Annotated in this window: 16 protein-coding genes; 5 read left to right on the plus strand and 11 right to left on the minus strand. The window is 34.1% G+C overall.

The window, feature by feature from the left end; all coding sequences use genetic code 11:
* Positions 1-59 precede the first annotated feature (59 nt).
* The 4 genes from lptB to CL818_RS02835 form a co-directional block, all read right to left on the minus strand.
* Positions 60-800, minus strand: coding sequence for an LPS export ABC transporter ATP-binding protein (lptB, locus tag CL818_RS02820; protein WP_286971441.1), 741 nt, complete (start codon positions 798-800; stop codon positions 60-62).
* A 47-nt stretch (positions 801-847) separates the two neighbouring features.
* Positions 848-1198: a carboxymuconolactone decarboxylase family protein gene (locus CL818_RS02825; RefSeq protein WP_286971442.1), complete on the minus strand. Its 351-nt coding sequence runs from the start codon at positions 1196-1198 to the stop codon at positions 848-850.
* Positions 1195-2040 carry a twin-arginine translocase subunit TatC gene (gene tatC, locus CL818_RS02830; protein ID WP_286971443.1) on the minus strand — a complete coding sequence of 282 codons (846 nt, stop codon included), beginning with the start codon at positions 2038-2040 and terminating at the stop codon, positions 1195-1197. The genes CL818_RS02825 and tatC overlap by 4 nt, the downstream gene beginning before the upstream one ends.
* Positions 2040-3005: a KpsF/GutQ family sugar-phosphate isomerase gene (locus tag CL818_RS02835; RefSeq protein WP_286971444.1), complete on the minus strand. Its 966-nt coding sequence runs from the start codon at positions 3003-3005 to the stop codon at positions 2040-2042. Before CL818_RS02835 ends, tatC begins: the two co-directional genes overlap by 1 nt.
* 84 nt (positions 3006-3089) lie before the next feature.
* On the opposite strand from CL818_RS02835, the gene recQ reads away from it, so the two are divergent.
* Positions 3090-5294, plus strand: coding sequence for a DNA helicase RecQ (gene recQ / locus CL818_RS02840; RefSeq protein ID WP_286971445.1), 2205 nt, complete (start codon positions 3090-3092; stop codon positions 5292-5294).
* 1738 nt (positions 5295-7032) lie between these two features.
* Here the strand turns inward: recQ and CL818_RS02850 are convergent.
* Positions 7033-7485, minus strand: a complete 453-nt coding sequence (locus tag CL818_RS02850) for a c-type cytochrome (protein ID WP_286971447.1) — start codon at positions 7483-7485, stop codon at positions 7033-7035.
* The gene (locus CL818_RS02855; protein ID WP_286971448.1) at positions 7485-8663 is read right to left on the minus strand and encodes a PQQ-dependent sugar dehydrogenase; all 1179 of its coding nucleotides are present in this window, start codon (positions 8661-8663) and stop codon (positions 7485-7487) included. Before CL818_RS02855 ends, CL818_RS02850 begins: the two co-directional genes overlap by 1 nt.
* Before the next feature lie 186 nt (positions 8664-8849).
* Here CL818_RS02855 and bcp point away from each other — a divergent pair, with 186 nt between their 5' ends.
* Positions 8850-9299, plus strand: coding sequence for a thioredoxin-dependent thiol peroxidase (gene bcp / locus CL818_RS02860; protein WP_286971449.1), 450 nt, complete (start codon positions 8850-8852; stop codon positions 9297-9299).
* Between the two features lie 2 nt (positions 9300-9301).
* The gene (locus CL818_RS02865; RefSeq protein ID WP_286971450.1) at positions 9302-10825 is read left to right on the plus strand and encodes a GH3 family acyl-acid amido synthetase; all 1524 of its coding nucleotides are present in this window, start codon (positions 9302-9304) and stop codon (positions 10823-10825) included.
* Between the two features lie 192 nt (positions 10826-11017).
* Here the strand turns inward: CL818_RS02865 and CL818_RS02870 are convergent, their stop codons facing one another.
* Together CL818_RS02870 and aceB are read right to left on the minus strand one after the other, a co-directional pair.
* Complete coding sequence (locus tag CL818_RS02870; RefSeq protein WP_013188202.1) at positions 11018-12676, minus strand: isocitrate lyase; 1659 nt, start codon at positions 12674-12676, stop codon at positions 11018-11020.
* 72 nt (positions 12677-12748) lie between these two features.
* Positions 12749-14347: a malate synthase A gene (gene aceB / locus CL818_RS02875; protein ID WP_013188201.1), complete on the minus strand. Its 1599-nt coding sequence runs from the start codon at positions 14345-14347 to the stop codon at positions 12749-12751.
* A 120-nt stretch (positions 14348-14467) separates the two neighbouring features.
* Between aceB and CL818_RS02880 the strand changes: the two genes are divergently transcribed.
* Positions 14468-15943, plus strand: a complete 1476-nt coding sequence (locus CL818_RS02880) for a helix-turn-helix domain-containing protein (protein WP_272973952.1) — start codon at positions 14468-14470, stop codon at positions 15941-15943.
* 143 nt (positions 15944-16086) lie between these two features.
* Here CL818_RS02880 and CL818_RS02885 read toward each other — a convergent pair whose 3' ends face one another.
* The 3 genes from CL818_RS02885 to rpsO all read right to left on the minus strand — a co-directional run bounded on the left by CL818_RS02885 (position 16087) and on the right by rpsO (position 19434).
* Positions 16087-16452, minus strand: a complete 366-nt coding sequence (locus tag CL818_RS02885) for a hypothetical protein (RefSeq protein ID WP_013188199.1) — start codon at positions 16450-16452, stop codon at positions 16087-16089.
* 268 nt (positions 16453-16720) lie between these two features.
* Positions 16721-18946 carry a polyribonucleotide nucleotidyltransferase gene (locus CL818_RS02890; protein WP_272973951.1) on the minus strand — a complete coding sequence of 742 codons (2226 nt, stop codon included), beginning with the start codon at positions 18944-18946 and terminating at the stop codon, positions 16721-16723.
* Positions 18947-19164: 218 nt separating this feature from the next.
* The gene (rpsO, locus tag CL818_RS02895; RefSeq protein WP_013188196.1) at positions 19165-19434 is read right to left on the minus strand and encodes a 30S ribosomal protein S15; all 270 of its coding nucleotides are present in this window, start codon (positions 19432-19434) and stop codon (positions 19165-19167) included.
* Between the two features lie 169 nt (positions 19435-19603).
* Here rpsO and CL818_RS02900 point away from each other — a divergent pair, with 169 nt between their 5' ends.
* Positions 19604-20434 carry a hypothetical protein gene (locus tag CL818_RS02900; protein WP_286971451.1) on the plus strand — a complete coding sequence of 277 codons (831 nt, stop codon included), beginning with the start codon at positions 19604-19606 and terminating at the stop codon, positions 20432-20434.
* Positions 20435-20471: the final 37 nt, after the last annotated feature.

Genomic DNA, 20471 nt, shown 5'->3' on the forward strand with positions numbered 1-20471 from the left:
TAAATCTTACTCACTTAGATGTCTTAAAAAAAAGAGAATTTTGATAGTAGTTGTGTTTATTAAGTAAACAACTTTTTCTTACGTAACTCAAAGTTTTGCCCTAAGTATACTTTACGTACCATTTCATCTTCTGCCAACTCTTCTGGTTCGCCATGTTTCAAGATGCTTCCTTCAAACATAAGATAAGTTCTATCTGTAATGGCTAACGTCTCTTGAACATTATGATCTGTGATAAGAATACCTATGTTTTTGTTTTTAAGCTGCGCTACAATACGNTGTATGTCTTCAACAGCTACAGGATCTACTCCTGCAAAGGGTTCATCTAAAAGTATAAAACTGGGATCTGTAGCTAATGCACGAGCAATTTCTGTTCGCCTACGCTCACCACCACTTAATAAATCNCCTCTATTTGTCCTAATATGATTAAGACTAAACTCATCNATAAGGCTTTCCATTTTCTCCTCACGTTGCTGCTTATTAAGCTTTGTAAGTTGTAAGACACTCATAATATTATCTTCTATACTTAGCTTTCTAAATACAGAAGCTTCTTGAGCTAGATACCCAATGCCGTGCTGTGCACGTTTATACATTGGGTATTTAGTAATATCTTGTTGGTCTAGATGTATGCTTCCGCCGTTAGGTTTAATNAGGCCAACTATCATATAGAACGAGGTTGTTTTTCCGGCACCATTNGGTCCTAATAAACCAACTATTTCTCCTTGGTTTACTTCAACAGAAATACCTTTTACAACTTTACGGCCTTTGTAGGCTTTCATTAAATTGTCTGCTCTTAATTTCATTGTTGTCTATATTAAATCACTAACTAAACGTAAAGATAGCAATTAGATTATGCTTCAGAGGTTTCTAAAATTTCCCANTACTCATAAGCTCTTCTTAAGTGAGGAATTACTATTGTACCACCAACTAATGTACCAATACTTAATGTTTCCATTATTTGTGCTTTGGTAACGCCTTGGTTAAANCTACTTTCTAAATGGTACTTTACACAATCGTCACAACGTAAAACTAAAGATGCTACTAATCCTAATAACTCTTTTGTTTTTACATCTAAAGCACCTTCTGCAAAAGCATTGGTGTCTAGGTTAAAAATTCTCTTAATGACTTTGTTNTCTTCATTAAGGATTTTGTCGTTCATCTTACTACGGTAAGAGTTGAACTCATCAACCATATTTATCATGAGGTCTTTTTTAATTGTTGTTCTTTTTTTCGTTGTTTACGCACAACCCATTTTGCAATTACGATACTTACTTCGTATAAAATAAGTACAGGAATTGCTACAATAACCTGACTGGCTATATCTGGAGGCGTAATAACTGCTGAGATTACCAAGATGATAACTAACGCATACTTTCTATAGGTTTTTAAGAATTCTGGAGTTACCAAACCTATTTTTGTCAAGAAATAAATGACAATTGGTAACTGAAATATTAATCCGCTAGCTAAAACTGAAGCTCTTACTAAACCGGTATAACTACTTANATCAAAATCATTAAANACCTCTTTACTTACTTGGTAACTACCAAGAAAGTTTATAGATAATGGNGTNATCACGTAATAACCAAATAGCACTCCTAAAAAGAATAGCATAGATGAGGCCGTTATAAAGCCTCGTGCGTGTCTGCGTTCTGTATGGTGTAATCCTGGNGANATAAATTTCCAGAATTGATAAATTATNTAAGGAAAGGCTACTATAAATCCTGCGGTAATAGACATCCAAATGTGAGCAGAGAATTGTCCTGCTACCTTTCTACTTTGTATTCTAAATGGTAANTCTTCAAAACAAAAGCTATCATCTAANTGAACAAGTTGNGCTAATTGGCATAAAATATCATAGGTTACAAAATCTGCTTTNTTAGGGCCAAGTAAAACAACATCAAATAAAAATTTATAAGAGAGNAANGCTGCAGTAGCACANATTAAAATAGCAATAACGCANCTAATAAGATGCCATCTTAAATCTTCAAGATGATCTAAGAAAGACATTTCTTTCACGACTTCTTTAACAGATTTTTTTGCCATTATATAATACCTTCTCTAATAAGATTGTGTAAATGTACAACGCCGCTATATGTACCGTTTTCTTCGGCAAGTAGTTGTGAGATGCCATTGGTTTCCAAAACATCCATAGCATCAACAGCCATAGCATCATTATCTATAGTTTTTGGAGATGCACTCATGATATCCTGAGCAGTGAGCGCTTCAAAATTATCTGTTTTTGCGAGCATACGTCTTAAATCTCCGTCTGTAATAATACCTACAATTTTGTTGTCTTTAGTTACAGCAGTAACACCTAACATTTTTTCAGAAATCTCTACTATTACTTTCTTTATGTCTGTAGTTAAAGATACTTCTGGTTTTTGGTTTGCTTTGGTAATATCACTTACGCGTAAATAAAGTTTTTTGCCCAATGCACCACCAGGATGATATTTGGCAAAGTCTTTACTTGAAAATCCGCGTAGGTCTAAAAGNCAAACNGCTAAAGCATCACCTATAACCAATTGTGCNGTTGTACTTGTTGTTGGTGCAAGGTTATTAGGGCAAGCTTCTTTTTCGACAAATGCGTTTAAAACATAATCTGCTTGCTGTCCTAAAAATGAATCCTTATTACCTGTAATAGCAATAAGTTTATTATTAAAGTTNTTAATTAATGGTACTAAGACTTTAATTTCTGGTGTATTACCACTTTTTGAAATACAGATGACCACATCATCTTCAAGAATAGTTCCTAAATCACCGTGTATGGCATCTGCAGCATGCATAAAGATTGCTGGAGTTCCGGTAGAGTTTAAGGTAGCAACAATTTTAGTAGCTATAATNGCACTTTTGCCAATACCTGTAATAATTACACGCCCTTTTGAGTTATAAATACATTCAACAGCATTAGAAAATGAATCATCTAGCAGGCTCTCAAGGTGAGCAACGGCTTTAGCTTCATTTAAAATGGTGTCTTTTGCTACGGAAAGAATTTTATTCTGAAGTGTCAATTTTATGAATTTTTGGACTTGTAAGTCCTTTAGAAATCTGTATATTTAAAATACAAAGGTAATGTAAAAATGTAATTAAGCTTAATGGGATTAACCGAAATCAATTTACACGAGCAGCTTAAAAAGTACTTTGGCTTTAGCCAATTTAAAGGCCTTCAAGAACAGGTCATTAAGAGCATAGTTTCAAACGAAGATACATTTGTAATTATGCCAACTGGTGGCGGAAAATCTTTATGCTATCAATTGCCAGCGTTAATAAAAGACGGTACTGCAATTGTAGTTTCGCCGTTAATTGCATTAATGAAAAACCAGGTAGATGCCTTAAGAAGCATTTCTTCGCAAGAAGGCATTGCTCATGTCCTTAATAGTTCTTTAAATAAAACTGAAATTAATCAAGTAAAATTAGATATCACAAATGGTGTGACCAAGCTATTATATGTTGCGCCAGAATCTTTAACAAAAGATGAGTATGTCGATTTTCTTAAAGAACAAACCATTTCTTTCTTAGCTATAGATGAAGCACATTGTATAAGTGAATGGGGACACGATTTTAGGCCAGAATACAGAAACCTTAAAAAAATTATTAAGCGTATTGGAGATGATATCCCAATAATAGGACTTACGGCAACCGCAACACCTAAAGTACAGGAAGATATATTAAAGAACCTTAATATGTCTAACGCCAATACATTTAAAGCTTCTTTTAATAGACCAAATTTATATTATGAGGTACGTCCAAAGACAAAAGAAGTCTTTTCAGATATTATTAGATTTATAAAAAAGCGTACTGGAAAAAGCGGTATTATTTATTGTTTAAGCAGAAAAAGTGTTGAAGAACTTGCACAGACACTACAAGTAAACGGTATATCTGCAGTGCCATATCACGCTGGTTTAGACGCTAAGACACGAGCAAAGCATCAAGATATGTTTCTTATGGAAGATGTAGATGTTGTTGTAGCAACCATAGCTTTTGGTATGGGTATAGATAAACCAGATGTAAGGTTTGTAATACATCACGATATTCCTAAGAGTTTAGAAAGCTATTATCAAGAAACTGGTCGTGCCGGTCGTGATGGTGGNGAAGGGCATTGCTTNGCATTTTACGCTTATAANGATATAGAGAAACTGGAGAAATTTATGAGCGGTAAACCTGTTGCAGAACAGGAAATTGGTCATGCATTATTGCAGGAAGTTGTTGCATANGCNGAAACCTCTATGTCTCGAAGAAAATTTTTACTTCATTATTTTGGTGAGTCTTTTGAAACTGAAACAGGAGATGGTGGTAATATGGATGACAATATCAGGAATCCAAAAACTAAAACNGAAGCCAAAGATGAGGTTACATTATTATTAAAGACTATTAAAGATACTAATGAGCTTTACAAGTCTAAAGAAATTGTAAATACCTTAATCGGAAAATCTAACGCATTAATAAAGTCTCATAAAACAGATGCTCACGAGCTATTTGGAAAAGGAAAAGATAAAGATGCCAGCTTTTGGATGGCGCTATTAAGACAAGTGCTTGTTGCTGGTTATTTAAAGAAGGATATAGAAAGCTATGGTGTTGTAAAACTTACCAAACGAGGTAAGGACTATTTAAATAATCCGCAGTCNTTTATGATGTCTGAAGATCACGTTTATGATAGTAACGCAGAAGGAGATATTATTGTAGCCGCTAAATCTAAATCAACGGGGCCAGATGAAAAGTTAATGAAGATGCTTAAAGATCTTCGTAAGTCTGTAGCTAAACGTAAGGAGTTGCCTCCATTTGTGATTTTCCAAGATCCGTCTTTAGAAGATATGACAGTAAAATACCCTATAACTATTGAAGAGTTAAGTAATATACATGGTGTAGGAGAAGGCAAAGCGAAAAAGTATGGAGCTCAGTTCGTAAAACTAATTTCTGAATATGTAGAGGAGAATGATATTTTCAGGCCAGATGATTTTGTTGTAAAAACAACAGGTTCTAACAGTAGTTTAAAACTCTACATCATTCAAAACATAGACAGGAAATTACCATTAGAAACCATTGCAGGTTCTAAAGGTATGACCACTCAAGAATTTATTGGTGAGCTTGAGGCTATTGTTTATAGCGGAACAAAATTAGACATCTCATACATTGTAAATGATTTGTTAGATGAAGACCAACAAGAGGAAATACACGATTACTTTTTAGAAGACGCAGAGACCGATAAGATTGAAGATGCCTTAGAAGAATTTGATGGTGATTATGATGAAGAAGAACTTAGGCTTTACCGAATAAAATTTATTAGTGAGGTAGCCAACTAAAATACTTCAACTATAACCTTTAGGAGGTAAAAATTAAGTAGTGTAACAAANAGCCACTATAAACTACTTATATAGTAAACCATTACCTATGAAATCATATTGGAAGAANGGCCGAAAACAAAAGCTAATAATTGTTTTTGGAAGCGTGTTACTACTATTGCTTTTGTTCTTCCTAAGAGATGATTATCAACCCATTTTATTATTTATAAGGAAATATATATTCCTCATTCTTCTTGGAGGTATATTCTTAGCATTTGCATTTAGAGCTTTTAGGCATTCAGAAACATTTTTTAAACGCATTGCATATTTGGCGCTAATTGCAGGAGTTTTTTTTGCGGGATGGNATGTTGGTTGGAAATTGGAGCTATACGAGTATATGCAAACCTACAATGTCTATAACAATCTAGATAAAGTTGAAATAGATGAATTGCCATTAACAACAAATGAGCGTATACAGCCTTATAATAANATACTTACAATGGCCTACGAGAGTATTTCTGAAACNCAAGAAGTGTCTCTGCCACAATTGGTTAGGGTNGATANTGAAAACAAGTGGACAATGGCTGTGCAACCGGCACAAGAATACACGTGGCAACGTGTAAATGATAATACCGAAGAGNTATTTTCTGTTGAAAGTACNTCTCCTTTTCCAAGGTTTTCAAATGAAAANAGAATTCCTGTAACTTTTTCAATAGGAGAATCTNTAGCTTTTAGCCGAAATACATATAATGCCGTAGTACAACGATTCAATATCTTTCAACTTTTTAATTTAGAGCCAAGTGAAGTTTTTTACATGAAAAATGACACAGGTGCTTGGGTGCAAGTTGTTAGTCTTATAAAATGGAAAGGCTTCTTTTTTCCTTATCCTACTTTTGGAGGAGTTATGATTATAGATTCTGGAGAGCATAACTTNAATGATTATGTAGAGCGAATGACAATAGGAAAAGGCTTATATGTTAGCCCAGACCAAATGGACAACTATCCTTTTTTAAGAAAGCAAAATACATTAGCAGAGCAAATTTCAAAGTTGCAAGCAGAATCACTAAAATTCTTAGCAGGTTTTTCTGATCCATTACCCTGGAATATGGAAACAGCTGTTAAAATTCCAGATCTTAAGGATGATGAGAATACTCAACCTTACGTAACAGATTTTATATTTGATGATGTAGATAATACCGCATTTAATGGTCTATACCATTGGTTTGGGTTGGAGCCAATAGGNGAGGAGCGTACAAGTTTAGCTTTTAGTGTGTTTGTACCTGCAGATGGTACTCAAAAATTATATTATTATAATCATGCGGCAAAAAAAGAAGGTTTAGCAGGTGTGTCTGCAATGCCTTTAAAAGTCATTGAATCTAAAAAAGAATACGATTGGGNTAATAATAGACCAGTTGAATTTAGACCATANATNAANCATATAGGAGAACGTAAGCGCATGTTTGTACTAGGTACAGTTACAGCAAAACGGAAAGACAGCAAGAAGTTTGATGGCTCTGCAACACCAGATTTAGCTTTGGTAGATGTTCAATATAGAGATGTAATCTGGATAGATGCTAAACATCCTTCATCTTGGGAAAAAACTATTTACAACCAAATGGCTGAGGTTTGGTCTACAGCAGAAGGTTTAAACCTTAAGNCAGAAAACANCNTGGAAGTTAAAGCAACAGATACAATTACTAATACTAAAGCTATTAAAGAAGCTTTACAGGCTATAGCTAGAGACAGTATAAATTAAAATCTATTTTTTTATAGCAGAAACTTCGTCTTCTGTAACCATTGTNTCTTGNGTNTTGCCCCAAGAATTCATAACGTAATTCATAACATCTGCAACTTCATCATCAGATANGCCAAGNGGTGTCATAACATTGTTATACGTTTTGCCATTAACTTGTATTNCACCGTTTAGTCCANATTTTACAGAATGTATGCTTTCCTTGCGTTTTTCTTCTAACCAATTAGAGCCTGCTAGTGGAGGATAGGTAGTGCCAACACCTTTACCGTTAGGCATATGGCAACGCTTACAAAAATCTATATATACAGCTTCACCTCTTTTTATACTTTGCTCCAATGGTGATTCTTGAGAAAATGTTTTTTCAGANTCTGGTATTAATGAAGTCTCAGTCTTTTGAGTTTCATTTTTACAGGAAAGCAGTGAGAATACTGTTACACAGATTAAAATACTATATTTCATTATTGTTGTTTTGCTACTAATTTTAATATTCCTTTACTTTCTACACCTATATATATAAAACCATCNGGTCCTTCTTCTACACTTCTAACACGACCAATGTCNTTAAGTAAGCGTTCTCTNTTGGTTACATTTTCACCATCTAATATATTATGTTCTAGATATTGAAATTTAAGTGATCCAGAAAGTAAGTTTCCTTTTAGATTAGGGTATTTATCTGAAGTTACAAAAGACATNCCGCTAGGTGCTATTGAAGGAACCCAATAAAAAACAGGTTGCTCCATTCCTGGTTTGCTTGTATCTTTTGTGATTGTTGTTCCAGAGTAATTTTTACCGTAAGTAATAGATGGCCAACCGTAGTTTAACCCTTTTTTAGGNATATTAATTTCATCGCCACCTTTAGGACCATGTTCATGTAACCAAATGGTATTTGTTTCTGGGTTTATCTCCATACCTTGAGGATTTCTATGTCCGTAAGACCATATGGCTTCTTTTGCNTTTTCTTTACCAACAAAAGGGTTGTCTTTAGGTACAGAACCNTCTATATGTAGTCTATATAACTTTCCGCCNTCTCTTGTAATATCTTGTGGATTTTCATCTCTATTACCACGTTCTCCAATTGTAAAGAAAATAAAACCTTGATCATNAATCACAATTCTACTTCCAAAGTGCTGACCTCTAGTTGTATTAGGCGTAGCCTTNTATAATGTTTTAATATTTTCTAAAGCATTATTTTTTAACTCAGCTCTAATTAATGCAGTATTTCCACCTTTGCCTTCACCTTCCTCAGAAGCATATGTAATAAAAATAAAATTGTTGTTTTTAAAATCAGGATGTACTTTAATATCTAACAATCCGCCTTGACCTCTATTATAAACCGCAGGAACATTTTTAATAGCTGTCTTTTTACCATTTANAATATGGTATAGAGTTCCACTTTTTTCAGTNACCAACATACTTTCATCNGGAAGAAAATCTATGCCCCAAGGAATATCTATTCCGTCTACCACTAATTCTGTTGTATAAGAGGTATTATCAACTAAATCTAGTGTTTCTTGTGGTATAGTTTGTTCGTTTGTGGTTGTCGTTTGTGCNGTATCTTCAGAAGATTTCTCTTCATTTTTACAACTACTAAAATTGGATAAAATTAAAACAGAAAGTAAAAGTTTAAATAGCTTCATAGGTAAGTATGCTTTAGACTTGAAAATTAATAAAACTAATTAATAAGTTTCTAAAACTTAGGTTAAGACTTCATATAAACTATAAGACTTACTTAACCAAGACGATTAAATTTATGGGTTTTATAACATCTCAAATTTGTATTTGTTGAAGTTTTAAAGCATATTACAGCAACAAAATATATTACTATGACAACCTTAAGCGCAGGAGATAAAGCTCCAGATTTTAAAGCTGTAGATCAAGACGGCAACACACATACATTACAAGATTATAAAGGCAAAAAATTAGTGGTATTCTTTTACCCTAAAGCAAGCACACCAGGNTGTACTGCAGAAGCCTGNAACTTAAGAGATAATTGGACAACNTTTCAATCTCAAAATTATGCAATATTAGGCGTTAGTGCAGATTCACAAAAAAGACAAAGTAATTTTAAAANTAAACACGAATTACCGTTTCCTTTATTAGCAGATGAAGATAAATCTGTAATAAATGCATTTGGTGTTTGGGGTCCAAAGAAGTTTATGGGTAAAGAGTATGAAGGTATACACCGCACAACATTTGTTATAGATGAAGAAGGTGTGATCTCAGAAGTAATACAGAAAGTGAAAACCAAAGCTCACGCAGAGCAAATTTTATAATCATGGCAATATTTGGTAGTTTAATTAAGAGTGCAATTGAGTTTAGAGAAAAATTTACTTCAGAGTCTCAACCAATACAGGAGCAAGAGAAAGTTTTAGAAGAGCTACTTAAAAAAGCAAAGGATACGCTTTTTGGTAAATATTATTTNTTTGATANTATTTTGCAGAGTGATAATATTCAGAAAANATTTGCAGAAAAAGTGCCTTTTTTTGATTACCACCAAATGAATGACCAATGGTGGTCACGATTACACGAAGGCCAAACCGATGTGTCTTGGCCTGGAAAGCCATCTTACTTTGCGTTAAGCTCTGGAACTACAGGAAAAACCAGCAAACGTATACCTGTAACAGATGATATGATTGAAGCTATTAGGTTAGCAGGAATTAAGCAAGTTGGTGCATTAAGTAATTTTGATCTTCCTTCAGATTTTTTTGAAACAGAGTTTATGATGCTAGGAAGCTCTACAAACCTTGTGGAAAAAGACGATCATTTAGAAGGTGAAATTAGTGGAATTAGCGCAAGTAGAATTCCGTTCTGGTTTAAAGGATATTATAAACCAGGAGAAGATATTGCAAAAATAGACGATTGGGATGAGCGCGTACAACATATAGCAGAAAATGCTAAAAACTGGGATATAGGTGCCTTAAGCGGTATTCCATCTTGGCTTGAATTAATGTTGAAAAAAGTTATCGAACATCATAATCTAGATAATATTCATGATATCTGGCCAAACTTACAAGTGTATACTTCTGGCGGTGTAGCTTTTCAACCCTATGAAAAAAGTTTTAACGCTTTATTAGCGCATCCCATTACAGTAATAGATACTTATTTAGCTTCAGAAGGTTTTATCGCTTTTCAAAATAGACCAGAAACTACAGCCATGAAACTCATAACAGATAATGGTATTTATTTTGAATTTGTGCCATTTAAACCAGAGTATATTCTTGAGGATGGTAGTATTTCTCAAGACGCAGAAGTTCTCAATCTATCTCAAGTTAAAACAGATGAAGATTACATTTTAATTATGAGTACAGTTTCTGGAGCTTGGAGATATTTAATAGGAGATACTATTGCTTTTACAGATGTAGAGAGAGCAGAGATTAAAATAACTGGTCGTACAAAGTTCTTCTTAAATGTTGTGGGATCACAGCTTTCAGTTAATAAAATGAATGCTGCTGTTAAAGACCTTGAAGAAACCTTTGATATAGAAATACCAGAATACACCATATCTGCAAAACGATTTGATGGCGAATTTTACCATAGTTGGTATTTAGGGACCAATGCTACAATAGATAATACGAAACTTGCTGAAGCTTTAGATGAATCATTGCAAAACGCAAATAAGAATTATAAAGTTGCAAGAGGTAAATCTTTAAAAGGCGTAAAAGTTACTTCCGTATCTCCAGATGTTTTTTATGAATGGAGTGGAGCCAACAAAAAGAAAGGTGGCCAAGTAAAAATGGAAAAAGTGATGGGTGAGGAGAAATTTAAAGATTGGGAGGCATTTGTTGAAGAGAATAAATAAGTGACTTTGTTTTAGTAACTTATTTGATCTTTAATCGTTCGTGTGTAACGAGGAAAGATTATTAATCATATACGCATGTTGTAGACGTTTATACCGAAGGAGAATTTACTAGATTTATAAATATAAAAAATGCGTTAACTAAAATTGCTAACGCATTTACTTTAAAAATTTGCATAATGAAGATTATGGCATTTATGCAGGTACACTTAATTTTACTTCGACTTTATGGTCATTAAATTTAACTTCAACCTTACTATCATCAGTTTTAACTTCAAATTGATTTGAAGTATTTTTTTCACCTCCAGCCTTTAGTGCATTATCGCCAGAAAAGAATGTTTTATGGTCGTCTCCTAAATTTGAACCTGCCATTCTTTGATGTTTTACGCAAGATACACCTTTGCGAATTTCTTGTCTTTGTACCTCTTTTACATAAGACAACATACCAGACTCTCCAAAATAACCTTTGGTAAGATCATTCATGTGTAATGCGGTTGTATGATATGTAGGCAATGTGATTAAGTGATGGAAAATTCCGGCGTCTCTTGCACTATCTGTTTGAAATGTTCTAATTTTCTCATCTGCGCGATAGCATAGTTCTGAATTATCATATTGAGCATCCATTAAATTATTTCTATCATAAGCTGTCATGTTTTCACCTTCCAAAAGCATTTCTTCAAATACTTGATTACGGAAATTTAATGTCCAATTAAAAGAAGGTGAGTTATTGTAAACCAATTTTGCATTAGGCATAACGTCTTTAATTCTGTTTACCATGTGTGCAATTTGCTTAACATTAGGCGTAGGTGTTTCAATCCATAACAAATCTGCTCCGTTTTGAAGATTTGTAATACAATCTAACACAACTCTATCTATATTTGAGCCGTTTTTAAATTTGTATAAACCATTTGCTAATCGCACAGGGCGAACTAATTTACCATCTCTTTTAAGCAGCACATCATCTTCTTTAGCATCATTAATCGCTATTTCTTCAGTTTCTACAAAGGCTAAATATTTAGATGCTAAATCACCAGGTTCTTGGCTAACTGGCAGTTTTTGGGTAAGGCCAGCACCTTCAGAATCTGTTCTTGCCACAATGATCCCTTCGTCGACTCCTAATTCTAAAAAAGCATACCTAATAGCATTTAATTTAGCTATAAAATCTTCATGTGGTACTGTAACCTTTCCATCTTGGTGTCCACATTGTTTTGCATCAGAAACTTGATTTTCAATTTGGATAGCGCAAGCTCCAGCTTCTATCATTTTTTTAGACAGTAAATAGGTTGCTTCTTCATTACCAAAGCCTGCATCTATATCTGCAATGATTGGGACAATATGTGTTTCAAAATTGTCTATTTGATCCTGAACATCCTCACCGTTTTCAAGTCTGTTAAACAAATCATTCAATTCTATTGCATCTGCTTGTCTTAAAAAGTCATAAATTTCTTTTATTAATGCCGGAACAGCAGTTTTTTCATGCATAGATTGATCTGGTAATGGTCCAAATTCTGAACGTAATGCAGCAACCATCCATCCAGAAAGGTACAAGTATTTTTTATTGGTGGTCTTATGATGTTTTTTAACTGCTATCATTTTTTGCTGAGCAACAAAACCGTGCCAACAACCAAGGGATTGTGTGTATTGAGATGAATCTGCATCATACTCGGCCATATCTTTTCTCATTATTGCAGCCGTATAATTTGCAATATCTAAACCTGTTTTAAAACGATTTTGAGTCACCATTCTAGCAGCACTTTCTGGATCAATTGCATTCCAAGTATCTCCATACTTTTCTTTAAGGTTTCTTACAGCTTGCAGTGCAGAACTATAATTAGCTTGTGATAAATTTTTCATAATTTTGTGATATGTTATTTAGTATTAATAATTAGGTCCTGTTGATTGTTGCCGCAATCGCAGGATTGTTTTTTACAGATATTGATAAGCTGAAAGCGTTAAAAATTCTTCAAATTTTTCTGACAATACTATTTTATCAAATAGCTCAAACGCCAGTTCAAACTTGGTATTTTTAATGTTAGACTCGCCATACTCTTTTATTATTTTTTCAACTTCATCATTAAACAACGCTTTGTAGAGTGTAAGGTCAAATTTTCTGTCATCTTCAAGTATGACTTCATTTTTTAACCATTGCCAAACTTGTGTTCTAGAAATTTCGGCAGTAGCAGCATCTTCCATTAAATTGTATAGTGCTACAGCTCCATGTCCTCTTAGCCAAGCTTCTGTATATAAAATACCTACGTTAATGTTTTTTCTAATTCCTGCTTCTGTCACAGTACCTTTTGGAATTTCTACTAAATCTTCTTCGGTGATGTGTATATCGTTACGTGTTACGTGTAACTGGTTTGGTGTTGGCATAAACTTGTTAAATTCTGTCATTGCTATTTCAACTAAAGCAGGATGCGCAACCCAAGTACCATCGTGACCGTTCTTTACTTCACGTTCTTTATCTTTTCTAACTTTTTCTAGCGCAACCGCGTTGGCTTCTGGATTGTTTTTAATAGGAATTTGCGCTGCCATACCACCAATGGCAAGTATGCCACGTTTATGACAACGCTGGATCACTAATTTTGAATAAGCATCCATAAATGGTGTCGTCATAGTTACCTGGTCACGATTAGGGACTACAAAATTTGGGTGATTTCTGAATTTCTTGATGTATGAGAAAATGTAATCCCAACGACCACAATTTAAACCAACAATATGGTCTTTAAGCTCGTAAATTATTTCATCTAATTGAAAACTTGCAGTAATTGTTTCTACTAAAACGGTTGCTTTAAAAGTTCGTTTTGGAACTTTTAAATAGTCTTGAGCGAAAGTGAAAACTTCATTCCACCAGCGTGCTTCTAAATAATGCTCTAATTTTGGTAGATAAAAGTAAGGAGCTGTACCATTTTCTAACAATGTTTTTGTGTTGTGAAATACGTATAACCCAAAATCTACTAAACTTCCTGAAGCTTCTTCATTATTTATTAATATGTTCTTTTCGTTTAAATGTAAGCCTCTTGGTCTTACTAGAAGAACAGCTGTTTTATTATTTAATTTGTAAGATTTCCCACGTTTTGTGTCAACTAATTTAATTGTTTTCTTATTAGCATCCATTAAGTTTTGCTGTCCTTGAATGCTGTTTCTCCAAGTAGGGGCATTGCTGTCTTCTAGGTCAGCCATAAACGTTTTGGCACCAGAATTTAAAGCATTAATAATCATTTTTCTATCGACAGGACCAGTAATCTCTACGCGTCTATCCTGTAAGTCGCCCGGAATGCTACCTGCTGTCCAGTCGGTATTTCTAATCTCTTTCGTTTCTTTAGGAAATTCTGGAAATTGCCCGTTGTCAAATACACTTTGCTGTTGTAAACGTCTATTTAACAATTTTAATCGCTCTCCATTAAATTTTTCATGAAGTGCAGCCAAAAAATCATGAGCTTCATCAGTTAAAATTTCTGGATAATAATTATTGACATCTTTGGAGTATGTGATTTTTGGTAATTTTAAAAGCGTGTGTTCCATCTTGTGATTATTTTATGAAGCAATATTAGTATAAAGATTGCTATAAAACAAGCGAACGTTCGCTAAAAGTGTATTTTCGCAAAAAATTAAGTGTTCGCAGAAAAGTTTATATTTGCTATTATGGAAGAAGATTATATTAAACTTATATTCGGCTTGAAGTTAAAGCAAATAAGGACTGACAAGAATTTGTCATTGTTTGGTTTGTCTAAACTTTCGGGTTTATCTAAGTCGTATTTAAATGAAATAGAAAATGGGAAAAAATATCCCAAACCTGATAAAATCGCCATACTGTCTAAAAAATTAGACGTGCCTTTTGATCAAATGGTATCACTAAAATTAGATAAAAATTTAGCGCCAATTGGAGATATTTTACAGTCTAAAATACTCAAGGAAATACCGCTCGAGGTTTTTGGTATTAAAGAAAGTAATTTAATTGATATTGTTGCAAACGCACCAACTAAAGTGAATGCGTTTATAAGTACAATTATCAAAATTGCACAGCATTATAATTTTGGTAAGGAGAATTTTTACCTCGCTTCAGTGCGTTCATTTCAAGAGGCAAACAAAAATTATTTTGAAGATTTAGAACAAAGTGTTTTAAAGTTTGCTAAAGCTTATCACTTGGATTTGAATCAAAAAATTACCGCTAAAGATCTAGAAGATATTCTAATAGAGGAATATGGCTATAGTATTGTAGCTAATGAGTTAAGTAAATATGAAGCTCTAGGTAATTTACGATCTGTTTTTATTCCAAAGACTAATACTTTATTACTTACAGATGAGGTAGATGATGCGCAACGCACCTTTATTTACGCCAAAGAATTGGCTTATAATTTTCTTGAGATAAATGAACGGTTATTTACGTTTCCTTGGATAAAGTTTGATTCTTTTGATCAGGTATTAAATAATTTTTATGCGTCTTATTTTGCAGGTGCATTGATAATACCTAACGATCAAATTAAAGCAAAATTGACTAAAATCTTCAAAAAGGAAACTTTTGATACATCTCTTTTTTTAGAAGCTATAGATGCGTTTAATGCTTCTCCAGAATCTTTTTATCAACGCTTAACTAATATATTACCGAAAGCCTTTAATATCCAAAATTTATTTTTTTTAAGATTTACTCATAAAGCTGCAAGTAATAAATTTCATCTTAAAAAAGAGTTACATCTGTCACACCAGCATTCACCACGTGCCAATGAAACTAATGAACATTATTGTAGAAGATGGGTGTCTTTAAAAGCTTTAAAAGATATAAGTAAAAGTAAAAAAGAGCACGAATTTGATATTCAGATTTCTGAGTATGAGGATGGCGCAAAGTATTTAGTAATATCTTCTGCTACTAAAGATCCATTTAAAGATAACCACTACAGGAGTATAAGTGTTGGAATGTTAATTAATAAACATTTGCATCGAAAGCTCAGTTTTTTAGAAGACGCAAAAATAAAAAATCAGAATGTAGGCGTGACTTGCGAGCGTTGTGCAATTAAAAACTGTGAGGTTAGACAAGTTCCACCAACTATATTAGATAAAGTTGCTAGAAACAAAAAGATAGAAGAAATTGTTCAAAAATTAAATACGAAGTTCACGTCTTAAATGAATTACGTTTTGCATATGGCTAGTGGCGGCTTCGAAGCACTTTCCTGTCCACCGAAATCAAGGCTTGCTACGTAGCGAAATTCTTGCTGACAGCCGTTCACCCGCTATAAAATATATGTTTTGTTGTGTGCAGTTTTTATTCATTCTTTTATTGATTGTGGAGGACCTGCTTGTTCAATTGCATCTCCACCAAACTTAATTAAATCAAAAAGATGAGTTACCGTCCATCTTAATTCATCTTGATTGCAGTAGTAGCCTTCAATCTTTCCATATTCGTTGTAATCTGATATATTAAAACCGTCTTCGATGTCATTAAACCAAATCACTTTCTTGCCACAGATTCCTACGACCCAAAATCCACCACCTTCGCTCCCATAGTCCGGTTCAGTCCATTTTTCAGGATTAATTTTTATCAGTTGCCAGAAATTCCATAATTCTCCGTTCAGGTCAGTTTCTGTTTTCAGAATTTTGACCAGTATCTCAATCTCTGTTATTGGTTTCCACATAGTTCTTTCAAATTGCACACAACTCGCTAAATAATCTATTTTATTGTCGATATCCAGTAAAGATATAGAATTAAACTATTTGTCATTTGGCGTCAATTGGGTTAATGGTTTTTAAGATTTTAAAGTTATCGACTTCTGAACTGTTCTTTATGTTGGGTATTCTCAGAATTATTAACATAATTCTTCAAATAATGCTCGAACTGACATTTGAGGATAAAAAAAAAGCCTTCCAAAACTGGAAGGCTTTTTAGTTTATACAAAACAGGAATTAATCTCTGCTTTTGTTTCTATCGCGATCACCACTACGATTTCTATCACGGTTTCTGTCGCCTCGAGGTTTGTCTTCTCTAGGAGCTCTTTCTTTATAACCTTCTGGCTTTTCTAAAAGTGCTTTACGAGATACTTTCTCTTTACGTGTACGTTTATCTATACCAAAGTACTTAACATCAATAATATCACCTAGTTTTACTACATCAGAAACATTTTCTGTGCGTTCCCAAGCAAGTTCACTAACGTGCAGTAATACTTCATTTCCTGGAGCTTCTGTGTATTCTACAACAGCACCAAAGTCTAGCATTTTAATAACTTTAACTTCGTAAACGCTACCAACTTGTGGTTTAAACGTTACAGAGTCTATCTTAGCTAGTACAGCATCAATACCTTCTTGCCCAGTACCAAGTATTTCAATAATACCTTCTTCTGTAACAGGATCTTCGTTAATAACGATAGTTGTACCTGTTTCTTTTTGAAGTTCTTGAATTACTTTTCCACCAGGTCCAATCATTGCACCAATATACTCATTAGGTATTCTTACAGAAACCATTTTAGGAGCATAAGATTTTACATCTTCATTTGGTTGAGAAATAGTATCTGTTAACTTCTCTAAGATATGTAAACGACCATCACGAGCTTGTTTTAGCGCATTTACTAAAATCTCATATGATAAACCTTTTACTTTAATATCCATTTGGCAAGCTGTAATACCATCTGCAGTACCAGTTACCTTAAAGTCCATATCACCTAAGTGATCTTCATCACCTAAGATATCAGATAGTACAGCATACTTTCCACTTTCTGCATCAGAGATTAATCCCATTGCAATACCAGAAACTGGTTTTTTCATTTGTACACCAGCATCCATCATTGCCATTGTACCAGCACATACTGTAGCCATAGAAGAAGAACCATTAGATTCTAATACTTCAGAAACAACACGTACGGTGTAAGGACAATCTTCAGGAACCATACCTTTTAAGGCACGTTGTGCTAAGTTACCATGACCAACTTCTCTACGTGATGTTCCACGAATAGGTCGTGCTTCACCAGTTGAAAAAGGAGGGAAGTTATAGTGTAAGTAAAAACGCTCTTCACCTTCATAAGAAGGCATATCAATCATATTTGCATCTCGTGATGTACCTAAGGTTACTGTAGCTAAAGCTTGAGTTTCTCCTCTGGTAAATATTGAAGATCCGTGTACAGATGGTAAATAATCTACCTCACACCAAATAGGTCTTATATCTGTAGTTTTACGACCATCAAGACGTAAACCTTCATTAAGCGTTAAATCTCTAATAGCAGCTTTTTCTGCTTTGTAGTAATACTTAGAGATTAAGCTGCCAAAATCTTCTTGTTCTTCTTCAGAGAAGGTAGCAATAATTTCATCCTTAATATCAGAAAATGCTTGGCTACGTTCGTGCTTAGCAGATCCAGCTTGTGCAATAGCATAAACTTTATCATATGCCATATCATGCACTTTCTTAGCAAGATCTTCATCTTCACGTTCTGCAGCGTATTCACGAGTCTCTTTCTTACCAAATGCTTCAGCTAATTTTACTTGAGCCTCACATTGTACTTTAATAGCTTCGTGTGCAAACTTAATGGCTTCTGTCATTTCTTCTTCAGAAATCTCATCCATTTCACCTTCAACCATCATTACAGAGTCTGCAGATGCACCAATCATCATATCGATGTCAGATTCTGCTAACTGTGCTCTTGTTGGGTTGATTACAAATTCCCCATTTACACGACCTACGCGTGCTTCTGAGATAGCACACTCAAAAGGGAAATCTGAAAGTTGAATTGCTGCAGATGCTGCTAAACCAGCCATTGCGTCTGGCATTACATCGTCGTCATGAGACATTAACTGAATCATCACTTGAGTTTCTGCATGATAATCTTTTGGGAAAAGAGGACGTAAAACACGGTCTACTAGACGCATTGTTAATACTTCACCATCACTTGGTCTTGCTTCTCTTTTGAAGAAACCACCAGGATAGCGTCCTGCAGCTGCAAATTTTTCACGGTAATCTACCGTAAGTGGAAGAAAGTCCACATCACTTTGTTTGTAGTTAGACACTACGGTACAAAGAAGCATACATTTGCCAGATTGTACCACTACCGAACCGTGTGCTTGCTTAGCAAGTTTACCAGTCTCAATAGTAATTTCTCTACCATCACCTAAATCGATGGTTTCTTTAAATACTTGAGGTATCATAAATTGTGTTTGTTGAGAGCAAATACTGCTCTCATTGTTAAAATTGGTCTTCGTCTTTCCTGGACGATACAGGGTTGTGTGTAGTAGTAGTGTGGCTTTCGCCGAAAATTGACCAATGAAAAACTAGAGTTTAGCTTTCTTGTATAGTTGTAGTTTTAAATGCCCAACCAAACATTGTAATAAAAAAGGGAACGCCTAGACGTTCCCTTATATATAACTTACTTACGTAAATTTAATTTCTTTACAATCTCTCTGTATCGTACAATATCTTTCTTCATTAAGTAATCTAATAAAGAACGACGACGACCTACCAAACGTACTAGAGAACGCTCTGTAGCGTAATCTTTACGATTGTTTTTTAGGTGATCTGACATGTGTGAGATACGGTGAGTAAATAATGCGATTTGTCCTTCTGCTGAGCCAGTATCATTTTTATCTTTACCGTGTTCTGCGAAAAGGTTTCCTTTTTCTTCTTGAGTTAAATACATTCCAAAATTGTTTCAATGAATATCATGTACATGGCAGACGTTCTACCAAGCCGCAAAGATATACTTTTTATTTAGATAATTAATTTTCAGTTTGAAAAATTATTTAAACATACGATTACAATTAATTTCTCGTTATTCATAAACTAATAAAAACTCAAAAACTAAACTTATGAAATTAAAATTTTTAGCTATTTGCTGTATTACTTTAGGAATAGTATCGTGCTCTGATGATGATAACGAATCAGAAAATGAAACACCTTCTAATTTTTCTGTCGAAAATGAACAACGCTCTGCTCAAATGAGTACAAGTTCAGATTTAAGCTTTAACGTAGTAGAAAATGCATTCGATGAACAAACAGCTCCAAGTGAACTAGTCTCTAGCACAACATTTTTTCCTACTTGTGCAACAATTACTTTAAATGGAAATGGTGACGGTAGCGGTACAATAACTGTTGACTTTGGTGAAGGTTGTACCTTAAATGATGGCAATTATGTACAAGGTGCTATTATTATAGATTATGAGACAGTAGATGAAAATACACGAAATCTTACATATACTTATGAAGACTATGCTGTAAACTTAATTGAAATTACCGGTGGTGGTACAGCAGTAAGAACCCTATCTAACAACAATGGTTTACCACAATCTGTAGCTACAGAATCTATTTCTGCATCTTTTCCTAATACAGATGTTACAGGTACAAGAGTTGCAAATCGTACTGTAGTATGGGTTGAAGGTGTAGGTTCTGGAACCTGGACTGATAACGTATATGAGGTTTCAGGAAACTGGGATACGGAATTAAGTAATGGATTTTCAAGATCTGGAAATGTTACTACAGTGTTACGTAGAGAGCTAAGCTGCCCAGTAGTGGTAAGTGGTGTTGTGGAAATTACTCAGAATATAGGTACAGCTAGTTTAGACTATGGTGATGGCACTTGTGACTCGATAGCTGTTTTAACCTTTAACGGTGTAGATTATGAAATCTATATTGGAAATTAAGAGCTTTTCAAAATAGGATAAAAAAAGCCTCCAATTA

It is taken from the genome of Croceibacter sp. (assembly GCF_002716225.1).
Taxonomy (GTDB): Bacteria; Bacteroidota; Bacteroidia; order Flavobacteriales; family Flavobacteriaceae; genus Croceibacter; species Croceibacter atlanticus.